10 protein-coding genes and 1 tRNA gene are annotated in these 12,274 nt (G+C 30.7%); 5 read left to right on the forward strand and 6 right to left on the reverse strand.

The features are described 5' to 3' along the window. The first annotated feature begins 1 nt into the window (after nucleotide 1). Nucleotides 2-73: transfer RNA gene (locus V6U76_RS02150), tRNA-Asn, on the forward strand. Between the two features lie 128 nt (nucleotides 74-201). On the opposite strand, the gene plsY is transcribed toward V6U76_RS02150, so the two are convergent. The 6 genes from plsY to pheT form a co-directional block, all read right to left on the reverse strand. Further along, nucleotides 202-789, reverse strand: coding sequence for a glycerol-3-phosphate 1-O-acyltransferase PlsY (gene plsY / locus V6U76_RS02155; RefSeq protein ID WP_333023379.1), 588 nt, complete (start codon nucleotides 787-789; stop codon nucleotides 202-204). Between the two features lie 64 nt (nucleotides 790-853). Continuing rightward, nucleotides 854-1,174: a hypothetical protein gene (locus tag V6U76_RS02160; protein ID WP_333023380.1), complete on the reverse strand. Its 321-nt coding sequence runs from the start codon at nucleotides 1,172-1,174 to the stop codon at nucleotides 854-856. A 342-nt stretch (nucleotides 1,175-1,516) separates the two neighbouring features. Next, nucleotides 1,517-4,339 (reverse strand): excinuclease ABC subunit UvrA, encoded by a 2,823-nt coding sequence (gene uvrA, locus V6U76_RS02165; RefSeq protein WP_333023381.1) that lies wholly within the window; start codon nucleotides 4,337-4,339, stop codon nucleotides 1,517-1,519. Between the two features lie 307 nt (nucleotides 4,340-4,646). Then, nucleotides 4,647-5,894 carry a hypothetical protein gene (locus V6U76_RS02170; protein ID WP_333023382.1) on the reverse strand — a complete coding sequence of 416 codons (1,248 nt, stop codon included), beginning with the start codon at nucleotides 5,892-5,894 and terminating at the stop codon, nucleotides 4,647-4,649. 21 nt (nucleotides 5,895-5,915) lie between these two features. Further along, nucleotides 5,916-6,470, reverse strand: coding sequence for a hypothetical protein (locus V6U76_RS02175; protein ID WP_333023383.1), 555 nt, complete (start codon nucleotides 6,468-6,470; stop codon nucleotides 5,916-5,918). A 120-nt stretch (nucleotides 6,471-6,590) separates the two neighbouring features. Continuing rightward, nucleotides 6,591-8,933: a phenylalanine--tRNA ligase subunit beta gene (pheT, locus tag V6U76_RS02180; protein WP_333023384.1), complete on the reverse strand. Its 2,343-nt coding sequence runs from the start codon at nucleotides 8,931-8,933 to the stop codon at nucleotides 6,591-6,593. A gap of 81 nt (nucleotides 8,934-9,014) precedes the next feature. On the opposite strand from pheT, the gene V6U76_RS02185 reads away from it, so the two are divergent. From V6U76_RS02185 to V6U76_RS02200, 4 genes are all read left to right on the forward strand, one after another. Further along, entirely contained in the window at nucleotides 9,015-9,872 is an 858-nt protein-coding gene (locus tag V6U76_RS02185) for an alpha/beta hydrolase (RefSeq protein ID WP_333023385.1), read from the forward strand. 124 nt (nucleotides 9,873-9,996) lie between these two features. Next, entirely contained in the window at nucleotides 9,997-10,983 is a 987-nt protein-coding gene (locus V6U76_RS02190; protein WP_333023386.1) for an alpha/beta hydrolase, read from the forward strand. 276 nt (nucleotides 10,984-11,259) lie between these two features. Then, nucleotides 11,260-12,123, forward strand: coding sequence for a tRNA pseudouridine(55) synthase TruB (gene truB, locus V6U76_RS02195; RefSeq protein WP_333023387.1), 864 nt, complete (start codon nucleotides 11,260-11,262; stop codon nucleotides 12,121-12,123). 13 nt (nucleotides 12,124-12,136) lie between these two features. Then, the coding region (locus tag V6U76_RS02200; RefSeq protein WP_333023388.1) for a 30S ribosomal protein S15 at nucleotides 12,137-12,274 on the forward strand (138 nt) is incomplete at its 3' end.

A 12,274-nucleotide genomic window follows, 5' to 3' on the forward strand; every position in this document is an offset into this window, starting at 1 on the left:
TTCCTCGGTAGCTCAGTGGTAGAGCAGTTGGCTGTTAACCAATTGGTCGCTGGTTCGAATCCGGCCCGGGGAGCTTAAGTTTCTTGCAAAGATTAGCACAAGAAGTAGAAGAAAGGTTTCACTTGTTTTAAAAAGTAACATGTTAGTTTCATCTGTTTTTTATATAATGTCATTACATTATCACAGCTAGGTTAGTTATTATTAATACAAGAATTTACTCTCCTTTCCATGCAAAAGATTTATAATATTTGTACGATGTTTGAAAAAAATTAATATTGCTATGATTAACAACATGAAAAATAAATCTTTCTCTAAAAAGAAAGATGCTACTGCAATTATTGCAGTAGCACTAAGCGAAGCAAGAGAGGAATATCTAAAGATAAGAAAAACAATAATCCAAGAGAGCAAAAAAATTAAAAAAATGTTAATATTAAATGATACTAAAATACCGAGAGCTGTTGCAACTCCCTTACCTCCTTTGAATTTTAGCCATACAGGGAACATATGTCCTAAAACTGCTAAAATTGCCGATAATTGTACGTACAATCCGTTATTACTAAAAATTTTTTGCGCCAAATACACTACAAAAAACCCTTTAAGAGAATCTAGTAACAAAGCTAGCGCAGCAAGTCCTTTCTTTCCTGTTCTTAAAACATTTGTTGCTCCAATATTTCCTGAACCAATTAGCCTAAGGTCAATACCTTTCATCTTTGTTATAATTAAACTAAAAGGTATTGAACCTAAAATATATGACAACACTAACACTATAAATTTTTCAAATACCCACATGACATTTGAACTTTAAAAGCAATCAAACATACTGTCAATAATTTCATTAAATACTCAACTATTACTACTTTATTTGAACTGTATCTTTATTAAGTTTTTCTGGCTCTTTTATCTCATCAAGCTTACTTGATATTTTATCAGTTGCCCATACTATTGGAGTAATAAGCAATGTAATACTATAAATAACAGCAGTGAAAGCGTAACTTAGAATGGCATTGATGTAGTCAGCAATAAAAAAACTATGTTCCAATGCTTTTATTGAAGATTTTATTATATGTTTATCAGATGATAGGTTATTTTTTTTGTAATCATTACTATTTGTACTTACTTTTAGTGTCTTTACTGACAAGTATGATATATATGCATATATTAAATATAAAGGCATAACAATTAAAGTAATCAGTACAAAAAGGACAGTTTTGGCTAAACCTATGTATGTCCAATCTCTTGTGAATAAGGCATTTTTATTCTGTATAACACCATGTTCATTTATGGCAATGTTATCATTTCCTACAGCAATGGCTTTTACACCACCAATAACGTAATCAACGTGATATAAAGATTTATAAAAACTATTTATAGGTACTTTTTTTGAACCTGAACTTTTTACTGCAGGAATAGCGCTGGTGTTAGCATAATTATTAAAATATTCAAATAACCTCCCAAACGTTAAAACAAATAATTACTATGATTGAGTTAATTAATGGTTAATTAAAATGATTTCTATTTATGTTAAATTATATAGATATGGCTTAAGATACCTTCCAGTTATACTTTCTTCAACGTTAATTATTTCCTCTGGAGTGCCAGCAGCAACTACCCTGCCTCCTTTATCTCCTCCTCCAGGGCCAATATCTATTATATAATCAGCAGTTTTTATAACGTGTAAGTTATGTTCAATCACTATTACTGTATTTCCTAAATCAACTAGCTTATGCAATATTCTTAGTAGGTTATTTATATCTTCAAAATGTAGTCCTGTTGTTGGTTCATCAAGAATATATATTGTCTTTCCAGTGGATTTTTTTGATAATTCTTTCGATAATTTTATTCTTTGCGCTTCTCCTCCAGATAATGTAGTTGACGATTGACCAAGCTTTATATACCCTAATCCTACTTCTCTTAGAGATACTAATTTTTCCTTAATTAATGGAAGATTATCAAAAAAACCACAAGCTTGGTCTACTGTCATATTCAATATATCAGATATTGACTGTCCTTTATAAGTTACTTCAAGTGTCTCTCTATTATATCTCTTTCCTTTGCACTGCTCGCACTTTACGTATACATCAGGCAAAAAATGCATTTCTATTTTTAGATGCCCATCTCCTTTGCAAACCTCACATCTTCCTCCCTTAGTGTTAAAGGAAAATCTTCCTATTGTGTAACCTCGTGCTTTTGATTCTGGAAGCCCTGCAAACCAATTTCTTATGTGGGTAAAAATTCCTACGTATGTTGCAGGGTTTGATGCTGGTGTTCTTCCTATTGGAGACTGCTCAACTTCTATTACTTTATCTATGTGTTCTATTCCTAAGATACGTGAACACTTACCAAACCTTGTATTCACTCTATGTATTCCGTGAGCCAAGTATTTATATAACGTTTCTATAATTAAACTTGATTTTCCCCCTCCAGATACACCAGTTACACAAATTAGGTTTCTTACTGGGAATTGAACATCTATATTCTTCAAATTATTCTCACATGCACCAAATACTTGTATAAATTGATTCGTTGGCTCTCTTTTTTTATGACAAGGAATTATTTTTGTCCTACTTAAATATTGCCCTGTTATACTGCTTGTATTTTCTAAAATTTGTTCTGGAGTGCCTTCTGCAATAATTTTTCCACCATCGCTACCTGCTCCAGGGCCTATATCAACTACATAATCTGCAGCCATTATTGTATCTTCATCGTGTTCAACAACAATCACAGTATTACCTATATCCCTCAAATTTTTGAGTGTATTAATGAGCCGGTCATTATCACATTGATGTAAGCCAATTGATGGTTCATCTAATACATATAACACTCCTGTTAATCCAGAACCTACTTGAGATGCGAGCCTGATTCTTTGGCTTTCACCTCCTGAGAGTGTACTGGATTCACGATCTAATGTTAAATAGTCTAGCCCTACATTCTTTAAAAACTCCAGCCTTTTTATTATTTCATTTAATATCTTTTCCGATATTTGCTTTTGTTGTTCTGTAAGGCTTTTCGGTAAATCTATAAACCATAAGAGAGCCTCATTAACGCTTAGATTTGCTACGTCACATATATTTTTATTTTCAATTTTTACTAAACGTACCTCCTTTTTTATTCTTGATCCATTACATTCATTGCATTTAGTAATGGAACAGTACTGTTCAGAAAAAATTTCCTCATCTTCATCATTTACCTTTTTTTCCATTATATTTACTAAACCTGGAATAGTTTTTAAATTGTGTTGAAAGCCATATAAAATAATATTTTTTATATGGTGATCTATATTTCTCCATGGAGTATTTAGGTCACATATATTATCTTTCATTAATGGTAAAATCAAGTCATTGAAAGCACCATAATTTGATCTATGAAGATTGAGAGCTCCTATTGGCTTTAAAACACCTTCTGCAAGAGAAAGGCTATCATCAGGAATGATCAAGCTTACATCAATACCAAGTTTTTTACCTAATCCATTACACGCACTGCATGCACCATATGGGCTGTTAAAAGAAAATAATCTAGGTTCTATTTCCTCAATTGTAAATCCAGACTCTGGGCAAGCAAAATTCTCTGAGAAACGTAGAGTCTGACCATTAGTGTAAATTGAATTATGACCACCTGGTAATTCAACTATTTCCACATATGCTAAGCCACCGCCAAGCTTTAATGCCATTTCTATGCTACTTGCAAGGCGATTCCCTATTGAATCATCTGTTATAGATATTCTATCTACAATAACTAATATATTATGTTTTTTATTCTTATCTAATACAGGCAGATCATCAATATTGTATATTTGACCGTCTATTTTGAGTCTTACATAACCCTGTTTTTTTATATTTGATATTTCCTTGTAATGTTCACCCTTGCGGCTGCGTATAATAGGCACAAGTATAAAAATCTTAGTTTGTTTTGGTAAAGATCTTATAGTATCTAATATCTGAAATACAGTATGTTTTGTAATTGGTAATCCGGTATAAGGAGAGTAAGGAACACCTATACGTGCATATAAAAGCCTTAAATAGTCATAAATTTCAGTAATAGTTCCTACTGTTGATCTTGGGTTCTTAGAAATAGATTTTTGATTTATAGATATTGCCGGGGAAAGTCCAGTAATTGATTCAACCTTTGGTTTATCTTGAATATCTAGAAATTGGCGAGCATAAGATGATAAACTTTCTACATAACGTCTTTGTCCCTCTGCATAAATTGTATCAAATGCTAAACTTGACTTCCCTGAACCACTCAGCCCAGTAAAAATCACAAGTTTATTTTTTGGTATATTAATATCAACTCCTTGAAGATTATGTTCACTCGCATTTTTTATTCTTATAAAGTCATCCATACTTATGCATTAATACTTTAAAACATTATATAGTAAAAGCGTGAAAAATTGTAGAAATACTTTTCTTTTTTGAACAGTTGCTATCTAGAATTAGGTATACCTTTAATTGTGATATGTAATCATTAAGATAAGGTAATTAGAAAATTATGAACTATATGTGCTGTTACTAAGAAATATTTAAATTAAAAAAATGTGAGACTACAACTTATGAAGCACCAACTATTTAACTTGTAAACAAAAATAATCTACAGATGTCAAATTAGAAGTAATATCCCGTGACAGAGTCACGGGATATATGTTCATACTATTACAAACCAAGTTGGTTACTAAAAGATTGTTGAACTGAATCTACGCTATGCAATTGAGTACTTGTTGCTTCCTCATATGTTGGTGGCAATTCTTTTGGAGCAGAAGATTTCAATACTTTACTTGTTGATGCTTGTCCTAACTCTTTTGAAGTAGGAGGTTGCACAGTTCTATCACTTTTACTTTGTGGAAATACTTGAGCTCTACTTTCCATAGCTTTTACTACACTTTCATTAAGCATTTCATGAAGAGTTAAGTCATTTTTAGCAATGAGACCAGTAAATAAGTCAATGCAACATAACTTTATTTTACAATCATCATATTGAACTTTTCTAGCACCAGAACTTTTTATAGTAGTTCCTTTATCTGAACAGAAAGCACGTGAAGTTTGATAATTGTTTTCAACTTCATCATCAGAATCATAAGCACAATCAGATTCAAAACTACAGCCATCAGTCACCTCAACTCCATCACCAGAGTCGTCAATACCATCAGTTTCAGGACCTATACTATCAATCATTAAACCACCGCAATCAGATTGAGTTCTAGAGTGACCAATACCATCAAATTGAGTGTTAGGATAACGATTTTGATGTGCATGAGTACGTCCTTTACTTTTAGGACATAAAATGTGAATCATAATAGACAAGTAATGCTGATTACCCACATCGCTTGTATAATCTTTTATAGCTGGACTTTTCATTTCTTCCTTAAACTCTTTCTCTGAAACATCAGTAACTGTAATATCACTATCTGATAGAGTAAAATCTTCGTACCTCATATTCCTATTCCACGTCGGGCCAAAAAACTCTCCATGATCACCTTTATTTAAACCACCATCATAATTAACACGCTTAACTTCTATTAACTCATATGTATTTTTTTCTCCAGGCATGCTCCTAAATGCCATGCGCCTACAGATATTGTCTTCCCCTCCTAGACTACCATCATATTCCAGTGTACGTGTTAATTTTAGCTGTGCCATTGCTCTTTCAGATGGATTATCTGAAGAATTATGCAGCAATGCTGTATGCTTGTTATATTCAATAGGAAAATCACCTTTATTGCTTATAGTTCTTTCTCTTCCTGGTCTCTTTTCATATCTTGTTATGTAATCCTGCAAGAAAATGCTTAAATCATTATACTTTTTATCACCATCAATAAACTTCAACTCGTTATAATCAAAATCGCATTTTGATGATAAAACAACACCACCTTCAGAACTCCTAACTTTAATTTTTTCATTCAATTTTTCATAAGCTTTCAGTTGCTAACTTAGAATTATATTAATTTGTTTATTAGATAGAGGTTTACCAATCATTGTTTTTCCTATAACTTCATCTTTGCTCTTAAGCAGCTCTTTTACTTGTTTAATTTCAACATCATAACGTTTTTCATCGCTTGTAAAGAACTTAGATTTTGCTCGATCTATATTCTTCAGAACATCAAAAACTCTAGAAAAATACTGTTCTGGATCTTGCATACACTTATCAAAGCAAGATTCATCATAAAAAAGCTTTTGATTATCAAGCAGACTTTTACTTGAATCTTCTTTGAATATATCGTTCACTAATTCACTTATAAGATCTGCCAATTTTGGCTTGTCTCTGTTAACAGCATGGTATAATAAATATAAATCTTGTAATGAAAGAGTCTTTTCATTATTTAACTCATTAGATTCAAGAATTCTTTTAATTTCTTTATTTAGATATTTACTCTCTTTATAAGGACTCTTTTTTAAAGAAGAACTTAATGAACCTTTCTTTTTATAACTGGAAGAAAAGTCTTGGATAGATTTTATTATATTGTTATTTAATTTTATCATATTATCCTCACATAAATGTAATTTATAATATAATTATAGTGGTAACCAAATAATTCCAAAGCAAAATTTTCTAAACTAGAATACATACTTGTATTTCATGTGTTTATTTATCTTTTATGTTTAACTTCTCAAGACGCCACCAGTATTCTCACGTACCAAATTAATTATCATATAAGACTGTTTTTGAATTTCTTCTTCACTTAAAGTGTGAGTAGGAGAACAGAAAGTGACAGAGAATGCTACAGATATTTTATTTATTTCTATATTCGGACCTTGATACACATCAAACACAAGAACTTCTGTTATAAGTTTTGAGCTTTTTCTTACTAAATCAATTAAATGACCTACCTGTATATCTTTATTTATTATGAAGGCAAAGTCACGTTTTACACTTTGATATTTATAATCAATAAACTGCTTTTTATTAACTGGTAGTTTATGAATATCTTGTAACATCAGCTCAAAACCAACAACTTTTTGTTTTAAATTATAAAAATCTACTATATTTGGATGTAACTTGCCAAAATAGCAAAATATTTTGTTTTTGAAAGAAAAAGCACCTGATTTACCTGGATGATAATATTCTTTACTTGTTCTTTCAACTTTTAAATCATTATAATTAATATTTAAAGATTCTAAAACTGAAATTATATCAGCTTTAACATCAAATATATCCACATCCCTATTAATATTATAATGGTTGCGCGGTAAATTTTGTCCAACTCTAACTCCACTAAGCGTATAAATTGGCTCACTCAAAACATCTTCGCTATTATAAATTGGTCCGATTTCAAAAATTGCTGCATCTTGTACTCCGTAAGAGCTGTTATCACTTATTACCTGTAATAAGTTTGGAATAATACTTGGACGCATTATGTCATAATTATTATTAATTGGATTTTCAATAATAAATTGTTTATTAAAATAACCAAATTTTTCAGCTATAGGTTCACTCATAAATGACCAAGTGAAGACTTCATCTAAACCTCTCCTAGACATAACAGTGCGTAAATTATCGTATATGCTGCTTGCTTTAATACTATTTGATAACAGAGGTTCTTCTTTTATTTTATCATAGCCGTATATTCTTGTTACTTCTTCGATTAAATCAGCAGCTATAGTGATATTCGGTCTCCAACTAGGAACTTTTACGTTCCATTTATCATCCATTTTTTTGTCTATATCAAATCCTAATTTTGTAAGAATGGAGAATATCTCATCAGATGATGCTGATATGCTTCCAAATTTATTCACATCATGATAATTAAAGTCAATATAATGATTTTTTTTGTTAAAATCGCCGGAAGATACTAAACTTGAAGCTTTTCCACCACAAAGATCTAAAATCATTTGTGTTGCAAGATTTAAACTATTAATCGTATAACTAGGATCAACAGACCTTGTAAACCTGTAACTAGAATCTGTAGAAATATTTAATTGTCTTGAGGACTTGATTATAGAAATTGGATCAAACCACGCTGACTCTAGAAAAATATTTGTGGTTTCTAAAGTACATTCACTGCGCTTACTCCCTAACACTCCAGCAATTGAATGAATATTCTTATCATCAGAAATAACAGTGATATCTTGATTGAGTGAGTATTGTTTACCATTTAAACCGGTGAAATTTTCACCATCAGTTGCCTTTCTTACTGTCAATCTTTTTTCTATATTATCTGCATTATATGCATGCATTGGCTGACCAAAAGACATCATGATACAATTCACAATATCAACAATTAGCGAAATAGAATTTATACCTACAGATTGTAATCTTTCTTTTAGCAATCTGGGGCTTTCTTTATTTTGCACCCCAGTAATATATCTTCCAGTAAAAAAACTTTCATCATCAGAAACTTCAACATCAATTATTGAGTCAATAGAACTAAATATTTTAGGGTGATTTATAGGTTTTAATTTACCTATTCCAGTTGCAGAAAGGTCACGTGCTACTCCATATACACTTAAACAATCACCACGATTAGGAGTGATATTAATATCTATTATAGTGTCATTATTAAAAAATTTATCTCCTACTTGATAATCATCTGATAGCTCTATTATTCCTTCATTATCTTTGTAATTTAGTTCAAGCTCAGATGCAGAACAAAGCATACCTTCACTTAAAATACCACGTATTTTTATGGACTTTATTGTTATATCACTTCCAGGTAATATGCTATCTATTGAAGCAAGCACTGTTTTCATATTATTTTTAACATTACTCGCACCACAAACTACCTGCAGGATTTTATCACCACAATCTACTTTACATAATTTTAACTTATCAGCATTTGGATGTGGAGCAATTTCAAGTATTTTTACAACAATAAATCCAGTCAAATTGGCGTTATCAATAACGCTCTCTACTTCAAGCCCTATATGCGTTAATTTATCTGTAATCTCCGTTAAACTTGCATTAGTATCTAAGTACTCTAGTAACCAAGATAATGTGATCTTCACAAATTTTTAAAATAAATAAAAAAATAAGATTTATTATATAACATAATAGATGCCTAAGAAAAATTGATTTTTTAAAGTTGAATGACAAATACAAATAAAATACATTTAATATTCTTTCACGGAATCACTTATAATCATAAGCGTGCAATAGCTTACGTGGAGTCACTGCATGATAGAAGTTTAAAAAATTGCAATATTTCGGTCTATGCACATGAATATACGAAAGCGTTTCAAAGCTATACTCTCTATTTTATAATCAGCCTACTGCTTATAGGAGCTATCATTACTTCTTTAATTGTGGTAATACGTAATTTTTCTGTATCAGGAATCATTAAAGCAGTTTTTACTGCTTTAATTTTCACCTTATGTTCTATAATATTGCTAATTATACCTTTTATGAATATAAACCAAGGGTTAATAAAATCATCAATAGAGCACATAGAATCATTAATAGATGATAATGTTGAACCTAAAGATATTGTACTTTATGGACATTCTTTTGGTGGAGCCGCTGCATCAGAAACTTTAAAGTATTTTATAAACAAAGATATTGTGCTGGGCGGCATAATATTTAATAATACTTTTAGCTCATTTGAAGCTGCAATAAGGAATTTTAGATCTCCACAAACAAAAATCTTGTCTATATTACCTTCATCTTTTTTAGATAAGGTATTGAGAACATTAAACCTAGAATATGATATAGCAGAAATTATTAAAGATAAAGCTTCCTTACCAATTATAATAATAAATAGTAATAATGATAATGTAATACCAAAACCTGCACAACTAGCAACTTCATTAGCAAATAAATTTTATAGTAAAAATATCAGCATATATCATAATGATGGCTATCACGATGAAATCATGCAAAATTCATTGTTTGATTACATTATAGTACAGAGTATGAAAAAGATAACAAACAACTCCTGTTACGATTAGTATCATGTGTAATTAATGAGAATTATCTCAGCATAGATTGTAAGTTAAGATGTTCTAATTGATGTTTATGAAAAATAACGTATACTATAATATAGTATATTGATAGATACATAAAAAAAGCATAATGACTAAGGAAAAGACTAAGAAAAAGCATATAATATTCTTTCATGGAATTGGCGATAATCATAAAAATGCTGAGGGATATGTGGGCTTGCTGCACTATGGGTTATGCTATAATAATATCGAGAATGTTTCAATCTCTGCACATAAGTACCCAAAGGTATTTCAAAGATATCTTTACTTTCTTGTAGGTAGCTTAGTATCATTAGCTGCAGCTATAATAACGCCTATTGTAGTAGTAATACTTAGTCTTTTTTCAGTAATTAATGCAGTTCCTACAGCTATAGCTGCTGCTATAGCTTCAACTTTTGTCCTCACTTTGCTTTCAGTTGTGTTGCTGACTATGCCTGTTATGAATACAGATAAAAAGTTAATCAGGCCAGCAATAGAGAAGATAAAAGAGTTGAAAGATTCTGGAGTTGCGCCTGAAGATATTATTCTTTTGGGGTATTCCTTTGGAGGAACAGATGTATCAGAACTTTTAAAGCACTATAGAAATGAAGATGTTAAGCTTGGTGGTGCAATATTTTATAACACTTTTAGTTCATTTGAAAATGTAATAAAACATTTCCCGCTTCCGCAAACAAAATTTTTATCCATGTTACCTTCATCACTTTTAAATAAAATGCTCAAAAAATTGGATTTGGAATATGATATAGTAGGAAACATCAAAAATGAGACCAATATACCAATTGTAGTGATTAATAATAATAATGATCAAGTAGTTACAAAGCCTATGCAATTAGCAACTATGTTAACAGATGAAGTTACTGATAATAAAAATGTTACTATGTTGAAACATAGTAATAAAAATGGTCATTTAGACATATTTCATAATCTAGATATGACAATAGATAGTATAAAACGAGTGATAAATTCACAAGAGAAATATAATGTGCACTGTAATAATTATCAAAATACTGCATATGATAATGTTGCAATACATAGTATTAAGGAAGAGGATCTAGACAAATCATGTACAACTCGTTAAATTTATAGGAACAAGTATTTTTTACTGATTAAATCATCAATAGAGAACGTAGACAAGTTTAGGAATTACTACGTGTTAGATGGTACTTCTACATATAGTATTGCAATAAATAATTGTAATGACAGAATAATAAAAGAGATTGCATAACTATGTTAAAGTCAAATAGTAGTGAAGGTACTGGTAAGATTATTAAAGCATGCGCTCTGATGGCGATCATAAAGACGTATCTTACAGAGTCTGTAAAAGAACTGAATGTCAGAAGAGAATAAATCTAGCATGCACGGTTGGTTAAATCTAGATAAGCCAATTGGATTAACTTCAGCGCAAGCTGTAAATCAAATAAAGAAATTTTTTAAGGCTAAGAAAGCTGGTCATTTAGGTACGCTTGATCCGCTTGCAACAGGTGTTTTACCAATTGCGCTTGGTGAGGCAACTAAAACAATACCGTACGTATATTCAGGCTTAAAAGCATATAATTTTACAATCAAATGGGGTGAACAAAAAACGACAGATGATTTATCAGGCGAGGTTGTTAAAAGAAGTAGTGTGCAGCCTAGTTTAAATCAAATAAAACTTTTAATTAAAAATTTTGTTGGAACAATAGAGCAAACTCCTCCTAATTTTTCTGCAATTAAAATTCATGGAGTAAGAGCACATAAACTTGCGAGAAATGGGGAGGAAGTATGTTTAAAACCACGATTCGTTTCAGTATATCAACTAATATTGATTTCTCATGACGTGGTAAATAATAGCTCAGATTTCTTTATATCATGCGGTAGTGGAGTGTATGTTAGATCTATCGCTAGAGATCTTGGTATATCTTTAGGTTGCTTTGGTCACATTATAAAATTAAGAAGAGTAATGGTAGGTGATTTTAAAGAAAGTCAATCGATAATCATGCCTCGATCAATAGATTCCAACTCAATTATCTCCATTCATAGTGTTCTAAAAAGTATTGTCAAGGTAAATATTTCTTTTCAAGATGCAAAAAAGATAAAAAATGGACAGGAATTAATATTAAATTGCTTGTCTAATTTAAAGAACAATGATATTTGTTATACTGTAGTAGATGATTTGCCAATAGCTATTTGTTGTTTTGCTAATGGCATTATAAAGCCTATTCGTGTTTTTTGTATTTAATAGGACAGCTGGTATGTCAATTACACCTGAAAGAAAAGAAATTTTAATTAATATTTATGCTACAAAAGAAAATGATACTGGTTCCTCATTCGTGCAGTGTGCAATTTTGACTGAGAGGATTAGTAATTTAACTAATCATTTTAAAACGCAT

The sequence above is a fragment of the Wolbachia endosymbiont of Pentidionis agamae genome (assembly GCF_036711655.1).
Lineage (GTDB): Bacteria > Pseudomonadota > Alphaproteobacteria > Rickettsiales > Anaplasmataceae > JAZHPY01.

Bases quoted from the DNA above. Each gene is read 5' to 3' on its own strand.
- plsY (WP_333023379.1), bottom strand. From the start codon at position 789: ATGTGGGTATTTGAAAAATTTATAGTGTTAGTGTTGTCATATATTTTA.
- V6U76_RS02160 (WP_333023380.1), bottom strand. From the start codon at position 1,174: ATGCCTTTATATTTAATATATGCATATATATCATACTTGTCAGTAAAG.
- uvrA (WP_333023381.1), bottom strand. From the start codon at position 4,339: ATGGATGACTTTATAAGAATAAAAAATGCGAGTGAACATAATCTTCAA.
- V6U76_RS02175 (WP_333023383.1), bottom strand. From the start codon at position 6,470: ATGATAAAATTAAATAACAATATAATAAAATCTATCCAAGACTTTTCT.
- V6U76_RS02185 (WP_333023385.1), top strand. From the start codon at position 9,015: ATGACAAATACAAATAAAATACATTTAATATTCTTTCACGGAATCACT.
- V6U76_RS02190 (WP_333023386.1), top strand. From the start codon at position 9,997: ATGACTAAGGAAAAGACTAAGAAAAAGCATATAATATTCTTTCATGGA.
- truB (WP_333023387.1), top strand. From the start codon at position 11,260: ATGCACGGTTGGTTAAATCTAGATAAGCCAATTGGATTAACTTCAGCG.